The organism is Paraburkholderia sp. RL17-383-BIF-A (assembly GCF_046028015.1).
GTDB lineage: Bacteria > Pseudomonadota > Gammaproteobacteria > Burkholderiales > Burkholderiaceae > Paraburkholderia.
Map to the genome: position 1 here is coordinate 89287 of NZ_JARESR010000014.1, position 14841 is coordinate 104127.

General features: G+C 63.1%; 13 protein-coding genes and 1 pseudogene. 5 read left to right on the top strand and 9 right to left on the bottom strand.

What is annotated here, in order from left to right:
- Positions 1–152 precede the first annotated feature (152 nt).
- Positions 153–419, bottom strand: a pseudogene (locus P0D71_RS17920) (peptidogalycan biosysnthesis protein); the annotation flags it as partial.
- Between the two features lie 133 nt (positions 420–552).
- On the opposite strand from P0D71_RS17920, the gene P0D71_RS17925 reads away from it, so the two are divergent.
- Both P0D71_RS17925 and glnK read left to right on the top strand, forming a co-directional pair.
- A complete protein-coding gene (locus tag P0D71_RS17925; RefSeq protein WP_091796247.1) occupies positions 553–2241 on the top strand; it encodes an NAD+ synthase in 1689 nt (562 codons plus the stop codon).
- 136 nt (positions 2242–2377) lie between these two features.
- The gene (glnK, locus tag P0D71_RS17930) at positions 2378–2716 is read left to right on the top strand and encodes a P-II family nitrogen regulator (RefSeq protein ID WP_006048444.1); all 339 of its coding nucleotides are present in this window, start codon (positions 2378–2380) and stop codon (positions 2714–2716) included.
- A gap of 261 nt (positions 2717–2977) precedes the next feature.
- Here the strand turns inward: glnK and P0D71_RS17935 are convergent, their stop codons facing one another.
- From P0D71_RS17935 to P0D71_RS17955, 5 genes are all read right to left on the bottom strand, one after another.
- Complete coding sequence (locus P0D71_RS17935) at positions 2978–4129, bottom strand: porin (RefSeq protein ID WP_408186081.1); 1152 nt, start codon at positions 4127–4129, stop codon at positions 2978–2980.
- Positions 4130–4719: 590 nt separating this feature from the next.
- Positions 4720–5499 carry an ABC transporter ATP-binding protein gene (locus tag P0D71_RS17940; protein WP_091796244.1) on the bottom strand — a complete coding sequence of 260 codons (780 nt, stop codon included), beginning with the start codon at positions 5497–5499 and terminating at the stop codon, positions 4720–4722.
- 45 nt (positions 5500–5544) lie between these two features.
- A complete protein-coding gene (locus P0D71_RS17945) occupies positions 5545–6258 on the bottom strand; it encodes an ABC transporter permease (RefSeq protein WP_091796242.1) in 714 nt (237 codons plus the stop codon).
- Positions 6255–6944 carry an ABC transporter permease gene (locus P0D71_RS17950; protein ID WP_091796240.1) on the bottom strand — a complete coding sequence of 230 codons (690 nt, stop codon included), beginning with the start codon at positions 6942–6944 and terminating at the stop codon, positions 6255–6257. Before P0D71_RS17950 ends, P0D71_RS17945 begins: the two co-directional genes overlap by 4 nt.
- Before the next feature lie 300 nt (positions 6945–7244).
- A complete protein-coding gene (locus P0D71_RS17955) occupies positions 7245–8021 on the bottom strand; it encodes an ABC transporter substrate-binding protein (protein WP_408481361.1) in 777 nt (258 codons plus the stop codon).
- Positions 8022–8633: 612 nt separating this feature from the next.
- Here P0D71_RS17955 and P0D71_RS17960 point away from each other — a divergent pair.
- A complete protein-coding gene (locus tag P0D71_RS17960) occupies positions 8634–9344 on the top strand; it encodes a pirin family protein (protein WP_408481362.1) in 711 nt (236 codons plus the stop codon).
- A 171-nt stretch (positions 9345–9515) separates the two neighbouring features.
- Here the strand turns inward: P0D71_RS17960 and P0D71_RS17965 are convergent, their stop codons facing one another.
- On the bottom strand, positions 9516–10061 hold the full coding sequence (locus tag P0D71_RS17965) for a Spy/CpxP family protein refolding chaperone (protein ID WP_091796234.1): 546 nt from the start codon (positions 10059–10061) through the stop codon (positions 9516–9518).
- A 220-nt stretch (positions 10062–10281) separates the two neighbouring features.
- On the opposite strand from P0D71_RS17965, the gene P0D71_RS17970 reads away from it, so the two are divergent.
- Positions 10282–11007 carry a response regulator gene (locus tag P0D71_RS17970; protein ID WP_091796232.1) on the top strand — a complete coding sequence of 242 codons (726 nt, stop codon included), beginning with the start codon at positions 10282–10284 and terminating at the stop codon, positions 11005–11007.
- Positions 10991–12310 carry an ATP-binding protein gene (locus P0D71_RS17975; protein WP_408481363.1) on the top strand — a complete coding sequence of 440 codons (1320 nt, stop codon included), beginning with the start codon at positions 10991–10993 and terminating at the stop codon, positions 12308–12310. Before P0D71_RS17970 ends, P0D71_RS17975 begins: the two co-directional genes overlap by 17 nt.
- 115 nt (positions 12311–12425) lie before the next feature.
- Here P0D71_RS17975 and P0D71_RS17980 read toward each other — a convergent pair whose 3' ends face one another.
- Complete coding sequence (locus P0D71_RS17980; protein WP_007175813.1) at positions 12426–12692, bottom strand: double-stranded DNA-specific endonuclease; 267 nt, start codon at positions 12690–12692, stop codon at positions 12426–12428.
- A 144-nt stretch (positions 12693–12836) separates the two neighbouring features.
- Positions 12837–14528 (bottom strand): sensor domain-containing diguanylate cyclase, encoded by a 1692-nt coding sequence (locus P0D71_RS17985; protein ID WP_408481365.1) that lies wholly within the window; start codon positions 14526–14528, stop codon positions 12837–12839.
- Positions 14529–14841 lie beyond the last annotated feature (313 nt).

Genomic DNA, 14841 nt, shown 5'->3' on the forward strand with positions numbered 1-14841 from the left:
CCACGCCTCCAGCCAAGCTTGTGCTCCAACGTATTCTGGCAAGAAATGCACGGAAAAGAAAGATAAGGATAAGGCCTATTTTTATGTGTAATATCAAATACTTATGGGCAATCAATCAGTCGCGCAATTTTTTGGCGCCCACATAATCAAAAGTACTCGCCGTACGAATGCCCCTTCAGGTATACCGGCGCGGCGGCCACCAGCTTGTCCGTGCGCGGGTCCGTCAGCGTGACGAATTGCGGCGCCCAGCCGGTATCGGCGACCGCGCAACGGGTCGCATGCAGCGCGCTCAGGAACTCGTGCCGCAAAAACGGCGTGGGTTGCGACTGCTGGGCGAGGAGGGCATTCCATTCGGCGGCGTCCACCTCGGAGGGCGACGCCAGAATGCCCGTGCGATAATCAAAGCGTTCCTGGTTCAATCTGTGTGACTGTTCCCAATGAGCGGCGCGGCGCATCAGGCGCTACGTCGTTCGTTTATCCGATTTGTCCATTCCGTCGAGCTAACCAGCCGCGGTACTCGCAAGCCACGTCGGCTTGCCTGTCGATCCTGCCATGAAGACCCGAATCGCTCTTGCCCAAATCAATGTCACCGTCGGCGACTTCGCCGGCAATGTCGAAAAGATTGTCGCCGCCGCGCGCACCGCGCACAACGGTGGTGCGAAGCTGCTGATCGCGCCTGAACTCGCGCTCTCCGGCTATCCGCCCGAAGATCTGCTGCTGCGTCCCGCGTTCTATGCCGCGAGCGCGGCGGCGCTGGCCGACCTCGCTGTGCAACTGAAACCGTTCGCCGGCCTGCATGTGATCGTCGGCCATCCTTTCCGTGACGTGGCGCACGGCCATGGTAATGCAAACGCGCCGATCGAGCGCGGCGTGCCGCCGGTCGATACGTTCAACGCGGCGTCGCTGATCGTGGATGGCGAAGTGCGCGGCACGTATCGCAAGCAGGATTTGCCCAATACCGAGGTATTCGACGAGAAGCGCTACTTCGCGTCCGACCCGCAGCCGTTCGTGTTCGAACTCGACGGCGTGAAGTACGGCGTGGTGATCTGCGAGGACGCATGGCATGCGTCGGCTGCGCAAATGGCGAAGGCGGCGGGCGCGCAAGTCGTGCTGATTCCGAACGGCTCGCCGTATCACCTGAACAAGGAAGCGGTGCGATTCGACATTCTGCGCGCGCGGATTCGCGAGACCGGCCTGCCGATGGTCTACGTGAATATGGTCGGCGCGCAGGACGAACTGGTGTTCGACGGCGGCTCGTTCGTGCTCGACGCGCAAGGCGAACTGGTCGCCAAGATGGCGCAGTTCGAGGAAGCGACCGCGATCGTCGAATTCGAAAACGGCAAGCCGTTGCCCGCGGCGATCGCGCCGGATCTGTCGATCGAGGCTCAGGTTTATGCGGCGCTCGTCATGGGCGTGCGCGACTACATCAACAAGAACGGCTTTCCGGGCGCGCTGATCGGCCTGTCGGGCGGCGTGGATTCGGCGCTGGTGCTGGCGGTTGCGTGCGACGCGCTCGGCGCGGACCGCGTGCGCGCGGTGATGATGCCGTCGCGCTACACGGCTGACATTTCCACGACGGACGCCGCCGAGATGGCGCGCCGCGTCGGCGTGCGCTACGACGAAATCGCGATCGCGCCGATGTTCGACGCGTTCCGCAGCTCGCTCGCGGAGGAATTCGCGGGCCGCGCCGAAGACGCCACCGAAGAAAACATTCAGGCGCGCATTCGCGGCACCTTGCTGATGGCGCTGTCGAACAAGTTCGGCTCGATCGTGCTGACCACCGGCAACAAGAGCGAGATGGCGGTGGGCTACTGCACGCTGTACGGCGACATGGCCGGCGGCTTCGCGGTCATCAAGGACATCGCGAAGACGCTCGTTTATCGGCTGTGCCACTACCGCAACCAGGCGACCACCTTCAGCAAGCAGGACATCATTCCCGAGCGAATCCTGACGCGCGCGCCGTCGGCGGAACTGCGCGAGAACCAGACCGATCAGGACAGCTTGCCCGAGTACGAAGTCCTCGACGCGATCATGCGCATGTACATGGAAGAGGACCGCTCGCTCGCCGAAATCATCGCGGCGGGCTACGCGGTGGAAGACGTGAAACGCGTCACGCGCCTCATCAAGATCAACGAGTACAAGCGCCGCCAGGCGCCGATCGGCATTCGCGTCACGCATCGCGCGTTCGGGCGCGACTGGCGTTATCCGATCACGTCGCGCTACACCGAACCGGTGGAGTGAGCCGCGCCGAATTCTCGGCCGATCGCTGCGGACTCAACCAAACCACGCGCCGGATTGCCGCAACGCATCCGGCGCGGCGTAGAATAAAAATCATCCATTTCCCTTTCACTCTTCCAGACACGAGACGAGGTCCGCCATGAAGCGCATCACTGCAGTCATCAAACCGTTCAAACTCGACGAAGTGCGCGAGGCGCTCGCTGAAGTCGGCCTCACCGGGCTGACCGTGACCGAGGTCAAGGGTTTCGGCCGGCAGAAAGGCCATACCGAGCTCTATCGTGGTGCAGAGTACGTGGTCGACTTTCTGCCGAAAGTGAAAATCGAAGTGGTGGTGGCGGATAACCAGTGCGATCAGGTGATCGACGCGATCATCGGCGCGGCGCGCACCGGCAAGATCGGCGACGGCAAGATTTTCGTCGCCGACGTGGAGCGCGTCATCCGTATCCGCACCGGCGAAGAAAACGAAGCGGCGGTTTGAACCGCCTGACTTCGTCGCTTCGAAGCAGGGACTGGGCGCGGCGGAATCAACCCACTGCGCTCACAAGCGCGACGTGAGCCAGGCATGCACCGAGGCGGTGCGCCAAGGCAGAAGGCAAAACCGTCCGCTCAAATAAAAAACGGTGCGATACCCTTGCGGACATCGCACCGATACGCGCCTCTCGCAGCAGCGTGAAAAAGATTCTCTTGAAGAATTCTTGACTACACCCCGGAGGAAGTCCCTCCGGGGAACACCGTTCGATTAGAACGAGTGTTGAATACCTGCGTACACGCCAGTCTGGCTATGACCCGGCAGCGGATTGTCCGTGCTGGTTGCCGTACCTGCGTTGTTGGCATTCAGGCCGTAGTTAGCCGTCTTGCTGTTTTGCGTCGTTGCAACCTGGAGGTCCAGCAGTGTGCGCTTGGACAGGTTGTACGAGCCGCCGACCGTGTAGATCGTCGCGTTGCCCGCGCCATTGTTGCCGTTCACGTGGTAGACCGCAGCGATCAGCGCCGCTGCCGGCGTTGCTTGCCACGTCACACCGCCCCATTCGTGATCGAGCGTGGTCGGCTGGCCCGGCAGAACGTTCTGTGCACCTGCCGAACGGACAGCCTGGTAAGCAGCCTGAATCTTGAACTGACCCAGGAACACGTTCACGAGAGCCGAATATTCACGCGATGCCGCGAACACGCCGTTACCGACGTTGGCCGTATTGACTGCGCTCGGGTTCGGGCCGTACAGGGTACCGTTAGTCGGATTGCGGATTTCGTCGTAAATACCGCGAACCTGGAACAGCGAGTTCGTGTAGGTGACTTGTGCGCCAGCTTCACGACCTTGCGGGGTCGTGCCGTTGCCGTTCCAGCTCGTTGCGTTCGACAGCGCGTATTGACCGTAGAAGTCAAAGCCTGCGATCTTCGGCGACTGGTACGCGAAGTTGTTGCTCGATTGCGGCCAGTTGCGGCCACGCACCAGCGATGCCGACGACCAGTTCGATTGACCGAACGGGTCGAAGTCCCACACGCCGTTCGAGATGTACAGCATGCGACCCATCGTGAACGTACCGTACTGGTCGTTCGACAGGCCGACAGTTGCCCAACGATTGAAGAGACCGCCGCCGCCAGGGCCTGCACCCGTCATGGTGTTGAAGGAGCCTTCCAACTGGAACAGGACCTTGTTGCCGCCACCAATGTCCTCAACGCCCTTCAAGCCCCAAAGGCTGGTACCCCAGTCGCCGCTTTCAGCGCGCCAGCGGTTCGTGCTGCCAGTTGCCTGACCATTTGCACCCACGCCTTGCGGAACGCCCGTCATGTATTCGATACCGGCGTCAAGGCGGCCGTACAGCGTCACGCTGCTTTGGGCGTGCGCAACAACACCGGCTGTCATCAGCGCAGCGGCGAGCAAAGCTTTCTTCATCTTCTCCTCCATACCCTGTCAAAAAGTGAAACCCAGTACTGCGAATGGTGCTCGGCCGCGAATTGCGCCGAACAGAAATCGGTACCAGGGAGATTAGCGGGTGGATTGGGTCTCCTGCCGTGACGTGTAGCCTTGGGGCTATCTGGTCGTCATGCCGATCCCTCGCCGACCGGTTCTCCTCTGTGCTTTGAAGTAAAACTACTTTTAATGAACTTTGTTTTGCTACTTTGGTTACTAATTTATCAAAAATACACTTCACTGGGAGAAGAAATTAGTACCGGCCTCGATTGATGTCTCCAAATTGCAATAAGAATATGGGCGACGACCCGTCGCAACACCGGCGAAAATCGTGAAAACCCTTATGCGACAAGGGAATCACGGTTCGGCACGGGTAGCGTTAAGGATTGCCACTATTGACGCCTTAGATGCGGCAGAGTAAGGCGGAAAGGCGAGGGTTCGAGGCGGGTGGGAGGCGGTTTTCGTGGCCGAAAACGCCAGAATGCACAGGTCACCGAAACAAAAAAGGCGCCGGTAAGCGCCTTGTAATACTACTTCGACTACAGCCCAGATAATGGGTTATTCGTGGGCCGTTATTTGAGGCTGCCGGAGAGGAATTGTTTGAGCCGTTCGCTCTTCGTGTTCCTGAACACTTCGTCGGGATGGCCTTCTTCTTCCACGCGGCCTTGATGCAGAAACATCACGTGATTCGACACGTTGCGCGCGAACGCCATTTCATGCGTGACGACGATCATCGTGCGGCCTTCTTCGGCGAGCGTCTGCATGACCTTGAGCACTTCGCCGACCAGTTCGGGGTCGAGCGCGGAGGTCGGTTCGTCGAACAGCATCACATCCGGATGCATGGCCAAGGCGCGCGCGATCGCCACGCGCTGCTGCTGGCCGCCCGACAGATGCGACGGGTACTGTTTTTCGAGGCGCGGCGCGAGGCCGACCTTTTCCAGGTATTCGCGCGCGCGCTCTTCGGCTTCCTTGCGCTTCAGTCCCAGCACGTTCACGGGCGCTTCGATGATGTTCTCGAGCACGTTCATGTGCGACCACAGGTTGAAGTGCTGGAACACCATCGAGAGCCGGGTGCGCACACGCTGCAACTGCTTCGGGTCCGACACGCGCAACGCGCCGTTCTTGCCGATCTGCGTGCGGACTTCTTCGCCATCCACGAAGATGCGGCCGGAGTTCGGCTGTTCGAGGAAGTTGATACAGCGAAGCATCGTGCTCTTGCCCGAACCCGACGAGCCGATCACGCTGATCACGTCGCCGGCGTTGGCCCGGAGCGACACGCCCTTGAGAACTTCGTTGTCGCCGTACTGTTTGTGAAGCTCATCGACGAAGAGCTTTTGCTTCTTGGTGTTCATCTGAATCCTTGGGCGTGCTGACTTACTGAGGCGCGGTGCCTTGGGTTACTTGCCTTGCGGCCGCAGGTAAGCGAGCCAGCGGCGCTCGGCGCGGCGGAACAGCCACACGAGCGCGAACGAAATGCACAGATAGAGCAGGGCGGCGATACCGAACGCATTGAACGACTGATACGTGGCGGAGTTCACGTCGCGCGCGATCTTGAGGATGTCCGGCACGGTCGCGGTAAACGCGACGGTGGTGGCATGCAGCATCAGGATCACTTCGTTGCTGTAGTACGGCAACGCGCGGCGCAATGCCGAAGGCAGAATCACGCGCCGGTACAGCGTGAACGACGACATGCCGTAAGCGCGTGCCGCTTCGATTTCTCCATACGGCGTCGCCTTGATCGCGCCGGCGAAAATCTCGGTGGTGTACGCGCAGGTGTTCAGCGTGAAAGCGAGCAGCGTGCAATGCATGCCGTCGCGGAAGAACGCGTTGGTGAGCTCGTGATTGCGGATGATCTCGAGGCTGTACAAGCCGGTGTAGCAGAGCAGCAGCTGCACATACAGCGGCGTGCCGCGGAAGATATACGTATACAGCCACACGAGACCGGCGAGCCACTTCTTCTTCGACACGCGGGCTACCGAGAGCGGAATCGACAGGCAGAAGCCGAGCCCGATCGACACCACCAGCAGCCACAGCGTGATCGCCACGCCGGTGATGCGGTAGCCGTCGGTATAGAGGTAATTGCGCCAGTATTCCTGAATGATCTCGATCATAGATCCGCCTTTCGCACGCCGGTCGAGTAACGCTTTTCGAGGTACATCAGCACGAAGTTGGACACTGTGGTGATGACGAGATAGATCGCCCCTGCGAACAGGGTGAAGAAGAAGAACCGCAGCGTGCCCTTGCCCGCGTCCTGCGAAGCCTTGACCACGTCGGCGAGGCCGATGATCGACACCAGCGCGGTGGCCTTGACCATCACCTGCCAGTTGTTGCCGATGCCGGGCAGCGCGAAGCGCATCATTTGCGGGAACATCACGCGGGTGAACACCTGCCAGCCGGTCATGCCGTAAGCCGAGCCGGCTTCGAGCTGACCGCGCGGCACGGCGAGAAACGCGCCGCGGAAGGTCTCGGTGAAGTACGCGCCGTAAATGAAGCCGAGCACCGCAACGCCGGCCACGAACGGATCGATGTCGATCTGATCCCAGCCGAGCAGGTCGGTCAGGTTGTTCAGCCAGATCTGGATGCTATAGAACAGCAGCAGCATTAACACCAGATCGGGCACGCCGCGCACGAGCGTGGTGTAGACGGTGCCTACGCCGTTCGAGATGCGGTTTTTCGACAGTTTCGCCGCCGCGCCGAGCAGGCCCAGCACGAAAGCGAACGCCAGCGACAACACCGCCAGTTTGACGGTTTGCCAGGTGCCGTTGAGGAGCAGCGGGCCGTAGCCTTGAAGGAACATAGGGGGTCCTTGACGATGCGTTTGCGACACACCGCGAAAGACGCGGCCAACTCTGCGCCGCGTTTGCCGCGAGCTGGTGGCTCGCTGTGACCGGCGGCGCACAGCGCACCGCTGTGCAAATCATGACTGCATGGCCGTTGCCGGTCTTGCAGCGCGCTTTTCGACTCTTGGGGTGAAGCTACGGGTGAATCTACTGCCGACTGTATTACGAAGCCTCGTGAAAGCCCATGCGGGCGTGCCCCGAGTTTCGTGGGTGCTGCTTCCGGTGTCCGGGCTCTGTGTCAGAGCCCGGCTTCGGACTCAATGCCCAGGATAGATGTCGAAGTCGAAGTACTGCTTCTCGAGCTTCCTGAACGTTCCGTCCTGATGAACCTGCGCCAGCGCCTGGTTGAACATCGCCTTCAGCTCGGCGTCGTCCTTGCGCAGGCCGATGGCCGTGCCTTCGCCGATCGTCTTCGGATCCTTCACTTCGGGGCCGGCCCAGCCGAAGCCTTTGCCGCGCGGCGTCTTCAGAAAGCCGGCGTCGGCCTGCACTTCGTCCTGCAACGCGGCGTCGAGACGCCCCGAGGCGAGGTCGGCGTACACCTGATCCTGATTCTGGTAGGGCACCACGGTCACGCCTTTGGGCTCCCACCATGCCTTGGCATAGGCTTCCTGCGTCGAACCCTGCTCGACGCCGACGTGCTTGCCCTTTAGCGAGGCCGCCGTGGGCAGCAGCGGTGAACCTGTCCGGGCGATCATGCGGGCGGGGGCGTCGAACAGCTTGTCGGAGAAGTCGATCTGCTCGCGGCGCTTGTCCGTGATGGTCAGCGACGACACGATCGCGTCGAACTTCCTGCCCTTCAACGCGGGAATGATGCCGTCGAGATCCTGTTCGACCCACACGCATTTCACGTTCATCTTCGCGCACAGGGCGCGGGTCAGGTCGGCGTCGAAGCCGACCACCTGGCCGTTGGGGGCCATGGATTCGAACGGCGGATAGCTGGCGTCCACCCCGATTCGCACGGTCTTCCACTCTTTGGCCATCGCGCCGGTGGCCATGACCGCCAAGGCCACGCACAGTGCGAGCTTCTTCATGTTTCTCCTGGGTCAAACTGATCGTCGTGGTGCTCCGATCTCGACGACCGCCGGTTCGTGGCCGGCCGTCGCTATTCTAGGCGGTCAAAATTGTCGCGCCGCCCGCTGATCCTGCTTCGCGGTGGGCCGCGTCCATTTGATGCCGCGATGGAGTCTGGCGCGGGTCTGAAACCCGCCGCTCATCCATCACGGTCCGCCGTGGCGGGCCCGCTGACGTGCCTTCGGCGCCCACGCAATCTCGAAAAGCGCGGTATTTTACCCGAACAGGGACGGGGCGCCAGTGCGGGGCGCCTGCGGCAGTGAACTGGCGGGTGCGGACGTTGTGCCAGCGCGACGCCGCTGTTCTTTGTAGACCGTGACCGGTCGTGCTTGCCACGAAACCGCGACGCGTGGGTCCCGCGGTCTGCGGGGCGCGTGGCGCAATTCAGCCCAGATTCGGCCTCGCAATCGCGCTATGACGTACCCTGCGCAACAACGAAACAGCGACGCCCACCGCCAACTGAGCCGATTGCACTCATTGATGAAACGATCCGGTGCACTCACGCCGATTGTTTAGCGCAGGCTCTGCCCATACATTCTCGACATCGCCATTTACTCACCGGGAGTTCCTCCATGTTCGAGATTCGCCGCTCCGAAGAACGCGGTCACGCCAACCACGGCTGGCTCGACTCGTATCACAGCTTCTCGTTTGCCGACTACCGCGATCCCCAGCACGTCCACTTCGGCCCGCTGCGGGTCATCAACGAAGACCGCATCGCCGGCGGACAGGGTTTCGGCACGCACGGCCATCGCGACATGGAGATCGTCACGTATGTGCTCGAAGGGGCGCTCGCCCACCGCGACAGCATGGGCAACGGCTCGACCATCCGCCCCGGCGACGTGCAGCGCATGAGCGCCGGCACGGGCGTGCAGCACAGCGAGTTCAACGCGTCGCAGGACGAACCGGCGCACCTGTTGCAGATCTGGGTGATTCCGCAACGCGCGGGCGACCAGCCGGGCTACGAGGAAAAGCGCTTCGACGCCGCCGACAAGCGCGGCCGTCTGCGCGTGGTCGCTTCGCCCGACGGTCGCGACGGCTCGGTGACGATTCACGCGGACGCGTCGATTTACGCGGCGCTGCTCGACGGCGCGGAAACGGCGAGTTTCTCGCTGCCCAAAGGACGGCTCGCGTATGTGCATGTGGCGCGGGGCGCGGTGACGGTGAACGGCGAAGCGCTGCGCGCGGGCGACGCCGCCAAGCTCAGCGAAACCGACACGGTGACACTGGAGAAGGGCGATAACGCCGAAGTGCTGCTGTTTGATCTTGGGCCGCTGAACGGCTAAGTCGCAAGCTGCCGGCTAGCGTGGCCGTCTTCGCATAAAGGACGATCGACGCGCGCGCTGCGAGCCCGCTGTGTAACAAAAGAAACGCCACGGAAGGCAACCTCCGTGGCGTTTTTGCATCTGGCAGAGCAGGCGGCCGCGCCAGCCGCTTGCCTGCCGTGAACTGTCTACTTACTGATTGGCCGCAGGCGCCGATGCCGGCCCCTTGCGATGCTCCCAGCGCTCGTGCATCTTTTCATGACGCGACTCCATCTTCGCAAAGCGCTGTTTGAGTGCCGTGCTGACGGTGGTCTTCTGCTGGTCGTTCAGGCCGTTATAGAACTTGAGCCACGCGTCCGTGGTTTGCTGACGCAGTTGCGTGTCTTTCTGCTCGACCTGCTGGTGTGCGGCGGCCATGGCGTTCAGGTCCAGAATCGGCTGCTGCTGCGCGGCCTTGAACTGGTCCTTGATCTGGTCATGGTTGGCGCGCATGGCCTCGTGGTTCTGCTTCATGGTGTCCAGCGCGGCTTGCCACTGCTTTTCCTGATCCGCGTTCAGCTTCAACTGGTCGTGCAGTTGAGTCAGTTCCTTCATGAAGTGGCCGTGCCAGCCGCCGGGACCGCCGGGGCCGCCGGGGCCGCCATGGTCAGCGGGTTGTGCGGCATAAGCAGCGCCCGCGCCGATGGCGAGAGCGGTGGCGGCAACGGCGAGAACGCGCGACATCTTTTTGGTGGACATGTGAGACTCCCTGTAATGGAATAGCCGACGATGCAACCGGTTAAAGTGAACGGCCTGCATTCGGTAAGACACAGCGTAGAGAACTGCGCGATTCGCTGTGTTACGTGGCTGGACGCGGACGTTACGGCACATTACGCATGCCTTTCACCGTAACACCCGGTAACCCTTGAGGCCCGTCTGAAATCGAAAACCCTTCCTGCTGCGCGTTAAACTTCATCCCATGGCTACTCAAATACTTGTTGTCGACGACGACGTCGAATTGCGTGATCTGCTGCGCGACTATCTGGCCCGTCAGGGCATCGAGGTATCGGTGCTGCACGACGCGGGCTCGCTCGAGCGCAGGCTCGAACGCGAGCGTCCCGATCTGATCGTGCTCGACCTGATGATGCCGGGCGTCGACGGGCTCACCGCGCTGCGCAAGCTGCGCGCGTCGGGCGACGACATCCCCGTGATCATGCTCACGGCGCGCGCGGACGACGTGGATCGCATCGTTGGTCTGGAGCTCGGCGCGGACGACTACCTCGGCAAGCCGTTCAATCCGCGCGAGTTGCTGGCGCGCGTGCAGGCGGTGCTGCGCCGCCGCCGCACGCTGCCGTCGGCGGCGGCGCCGGAACAGCGCGAGCCGTTCAACTTCGGCCGCTTCACGCTGGATTTCCAGTCGCGCACGCTGCATCTGGAAGACAAGCCGCTCACGTTGTCGGGCAGCGAATTCGCGCTGCTGAAGATTTTCGTCAATCACCCCATGCGCACGCTCACGCGCGAGCGCCTGCTCGAACTGCTGCACGGTCCGGAATACGACGGCACCGACCGCGGCATCGACGTGCAGGTCTGGCGTCTGCGCCGCATTCTCGAAACCGACCCGTCCACGCCGCGCTTCATTCAAACGGTGCGCGGCCGCGGCTACGTGTTCGTGCCCGACGGCGAACAGCATGCGCCGTCCCATTGATTCGCTGTTCGGACGGCTGGCGCTGCTAGTCGTCGCGGTCCTGCTGCTGTCGCATTTCGCGTGGTACTCGCTCATGCGCCTCGAGCGCAGTCAACTGCAAACACGCTACGCGGTCGAGGAAGCCACCTTCCTCGTCGACGCGGTGCGTCAGCACGTCGCGCGAACACCGGATCAGCCGTTGCCGTCACGTGTGAAGCTGGTCGACCCGGCGAGCCCGGAAGTGCCGCCGGAGAGCGCGGACATGCCGCCGCCGCTCGAACGTTTCCTCGAAGACGTGCGCGACCGCATGCCGTCCGGCACGCAGGTGCGCGTCGGTGTGCCGGGCCTTCCGCCCACGCTGTGGGTGCGTGCCATCTCCGATCGCAGCTGGATCGTGGTGCCGGTGCAGCCGTTGCGCACGCCGCGCTCGCTCGATCGCACGGTGTTGTGGCTTGCCATCATTTTCTCGTTCGCGGTCATGGCGGCGCTCTTCGCCGCGTGGGCGCTGCAGCAGCCTTTGCGCTCGCTCGCCCAGGCGGTGGCGCGCTTCGGCCGCGGCCTGCCGGTGCCGCCGGTGCCGGAGCGCGGCCCGCGCGAGTTGCGTCAGCTGACCCACGGTTTCAATCAGATGGTCCAGGAAGTGGCGCGCACGGAGAACGACCGCGCAGTCATGCTCGCAGGTGTCGCGCACGATCTGAAAACGCCGCTTGCGCGTTTGCGGCTGCGCGCCGAGATGATGGACGAAGTAAAGGTGCGCGACGGCGTGGTGCGCGACGTCGATTCCATGACGCATATCGTCGACCAGTTTCTGGTGTTTGCGCACGACGGCGCCGATCGCAGCGAGCCCGTCGAAGTGGATGCGCAGTGCGAGCGCGTGGTGCGCAGTTATCGGGCGGTGGCGTCCGGCGCGCCCACCGTGCAGACCGAACTCAACGCGGGGCCGGCGTTCCTGTTGCCTGCCGCCACGCTCGACCGGATTCTGTCGAACCTGCTCGACAACGCGCACGCGTACGGCGCGCCGCCGATCGTCGTGGCCACGGCGCGTACTGCGCAAGGCTTCACCTTGTCGGTGAGCGACAACGGCGGCGGCATCGCGGCGCAGGATTTGATCAACGCCAGTCGGCCGTTCGTGCGGCTCGATCCGGCGCGCGGCGGCAACGGCCATAGCGGCCTCGGGCTCGCCATTGTCGAGCGGCTGGTGCGGCGTGCGGGCGGGGAATGGGAGATCGGCAACCACGGCGGCCGTGGTTTGCGAGTCTTGATGAGCTTTCCGTTCGAAGTGTTGCCGCGGGTAGCAGCAACCTCGGAGAATGCCTGGTCGTGAATGGCGACTGGCGACTGGCGCCTGGCGATTGGCGGCGCGGCTCGGACTTGAGCCGCCCGCACCGCGCGCCGCGATCCCAACGCAAGGTTCGCAGGCGCGGACAGACGGTGGCGCGTTAATCTGAAAACAACGTATTCAGCGCATTCGCCGCGTCGCTATCCACGGTATTCCACGTCACCGTTTCGGCTTCGAAAATGTAATGCGTGGTGTACTTGCCGAGCCGCGCCAGGATCTCCTCCTGAATCAGTTCCGGCGCCACGTCCAGCTTCAGATACCACGCGGTGGACGACAGGCGCGTCTGGAACGCGCCGTATTCGGCGAGCAAATGGTCGAACGCGTCAGCATCCTGATCGCGACAGACGATGACCAGATTTCCCTTCATGCGAATCTCCGTAAGAGCGGTAGCGGCAACCTCGATATCAAGGTCGATCATACCTGCTTCACTACGAGACGCCCGAAGGCGGATCTTGCGTTGCGTCAGTTTCTTGCGTACTGGCCGAGGCGCCGGCGGCCACCGGCGAGCGCGTTACCAGACGTTGGCCACGGTGCGGGCGGGCGGCGCGGTGTCGTCGGGCGGCAAGGCTTCGGTGCGGTCGCGGCCGCCCGATTTCGCCGCGTAGAGGGCCGTGTCGGCGCGGCTCATGATGCGCTCGGGCAGATCGTCGGGCGAGAGTTCGGTGATGCCGATGCTCACGCTCAAGCCCACGGAAGCGGGCAACTTCGGCGAAGGCATTGCTTTCAGGCGCAGCCGCAGGCGCTCGACGACTTCGCGGCCGCCGGCCAGATCCGTGGCGGGCAACAGCAGGCCGAACTCTTCGCCGCCCAGCCGGCCGATCGCATCGGCGCCGCGCAACTCGGCGCGGCAGGTGTCGACGAAATGCTCCAGCGCACGGTCGCCGGCTGCGTGGCCGAAGCGGTCGTTGATCTGCTTGAAGTGGTCGAGGTCGGCGATCGCCATGCACAACGGCTCGTTGCTCACGTGCGCGCGTTCGATCTCATGACGCAGCAAGTCGAGGAAGTAGCGCCGCGACAGCGCGCCGGTCAGCACGTCGTGACGGGCCTCGGCCGAAAGCAGCGTGTTGGCGGATTGCAATTGTTCGGCAAGATCGCGGGTCGCGCGATGGTGGCGCCGCTCGCGCACGTACGACACCGTGATGACCCACGCCAGAGCGACCGTGCCGGCCAGCGTGAGGAACACCAGCAAATGATCGCGCTTGTGATTGCGCAGCAGTTCCGGCCAGGCCGCGAGCGGATCGACCAGATGCGCCGACAGCCCGGAGTTCAGGCCGCCGCGCGCCTGATAGAGCGACGGCACGGGGCGCTCGGACATGCCGAACAGTTGTCCGGCCACGGCGGACGGCACCCACGGCGCCTGTTCGCGCACCTGGGCGTCCACTCTGATCTGGATGTCGGGGAAGCTGTCGCGCAGATAGATGGTCTTGCGCTCGGCGGGACTCATCTGCGCGACGCGTGAGTTCGGCAACGCGCGGCCTTCGAGCGCGCTGTTGTGCGCCATGATGATGACGCCATTGTCGTCGGTGACGAAGGTGCCGGCATGCGCGACCCAGTGGCGCAGCCGCGCGATCCCGACCTTGGCGACGACCACGCCGACCAGCAGACCGTCCGCATAAGCCGGCGCGGCGATGAAAATGCCGGGCTCGCCGCTCGAGCGGCCGACGCCATAGGCCTCGGAGAAGGCGCCGAGCAGAGCGTTGGTCAGGTAGCCGCGCACGCGCATGTCGGTGCCGACGAACGAGCGCTCGGCCGCGAACGGGTTGTTGATCGAGTTGCTGGAGGCGACGCAGATGCCGTTTGAATTGACGAGCCAGATCTGGTCGAGTCCGGAGAAACCTTGTGCGTCGTGCAGGAAGTTGCTGACGGCGGTCATCTTCGCGTCTTTTAGCAGCGCGGCGCGCAGGACGGGTTCCGTCGTTTGGTCGTTCACGGCATAATTCTGGGATTGCACCAGAGCGCGCTGGACCACGTCCATTTCGGCCATGGTCGCGGGGATGGCCCGAGACATCGCGAGGTCGCTGGCGATCACCTCCGCCATGTTGTCGACGATCGACGTGGACATTTGCCGCTGCGCACGCAGGGCCGCGTCCAGCTCTTGCTGTACCATCCGGTCCGCGACCATGCCGGCCACGAACCAGCAAACCAGTACGATCAGCATAAAGCTGACCGGCCCGGTTGCCTGGCGCAAGGTTGTCCTGTTCATCGACTCTCTGATCCGTCTGGCTGTGACATGCAACTAGCTCATTCGTGGCAGCGCGCCGGCGCTGTTTCGCCCCTGCGCAAGCGCTCGGCAAAACGCCGCCGCTGTGGCCCGGGATAAATCGACGGCAGGCGTCGTCTTCTGATTTTAACCGTCATGGGGCCAGACGCCATTGTTATTGCGGGAAAGCGAACTACCCGCACCGCGCCCATCAGGTTCTTAACGGCGGCCCGGCCGGTTTCTTAATGGCAGTACGGGTTTTCCGGGGGCCGCCGATGCGATCCGGGTCGCCGCCGCCCCGGCTGAAGATGTGGCC

What these genes read in the sequence shown, in the direction of transcription:
- P0D71_RS17925 (WP_091796247.1), top strand. Translation starts at nt 553, where the DNA reads ATGAAGACCCGAATCGCTCTTGCCCAAATCAATGTCACCGTCGGCGAC.
- glnK (WP_006048444.1), top strand. Translation starts at nt 2,378, where the DNA reads ATGAAGCGCATCACTGCAGTCATCAAACCGTTCAAACTCGACGAAGTG.
- P0D71_RS17935 (WP_408186081.1), bottom strand. Translation starts at nt 4,129, where the DNA reads ATGAAGAAAGCTTTGCTCGCCGCTGCGCTGATGACAGCCGGTGTTGTT.
- P0D71_RS17940 (WP_091796244.1), bottom strand. Translation starts at nt 5,499, where the DNA reads ATGAACACCAAGAAGCAAAAGCTCTTCGTCGATGAGCTTCACAAACAG.
- P0D71_RS17945 (WP_091796242.1), bottom strand. Translation starts at nt 6,258, where the DNA reads ATGATCGAGATCATTCAGGAATACTGGCGCAATTACCTCTATACCGAC.
- P0D71_RS17950 (WP_091796240.1), bottom strand. Translation starts at nt 6,944, where the DNA reads ATGTTCCTTCAAGGCTACGGCCCGCTGCTCCTCAACGGCACCTGGCAA.
- P0D71_RS17955 (WP_408481361.1), bottom strand. Translation starts at nt 8,021, where the DNA reads ATGAAGAAGCTCGCACTGTGCGTGGCCTTGGCGGTCATGGCCACCGGC.
- P0D71_RS17960 (WP_408481362.1), top strand. Translation starts at nt 8,634, where the DNA reads ATGTTCGAGATTCGCCGCTCCGAAGAACGCGGTCACGCCAACCACGGC.
- P0D71_RS17965 (WP_091796234.1), bottom strand. Translation starts at nt 10,061, where the DNA reads ATGTCCACCAAAAAGATGTCGCGCGTTCTCGCCGTTGCCGCCACCGCT.
- P0D71_RS17970 (WP_091796232.1), top strand. Translation starts at nt 10,282, where the DNA reads ATGGCTACTCAAATACTTGTTGTCGACGACGACGTCGAATTGCGTGAT.
- P0D71_RS17975 (WP_408481363.1), top strand. Translation starts at nt 10,991, where the DNA reads ATGCGCCGTCCCATTGATTCGCTGTTCGGACGGCTGGCGCTGCTAGTC.
- P0D71_RS17980 (WP_007175813.1), bottom strand. Translation starts at nt 12,692, where the DNA reads ATGAAGGGAAATCTGGTCATCGTCTGTCGCGATCAGGATGCTGACGCG.
- P0D71_RS17985 (WP_408481365.1), bottom strand. Translation starts at nt 14,528, where the DNA reads ATGAACAGGACAACCTTGCGCCAGGCAACCGGGCCGGTCAGCTTTATG.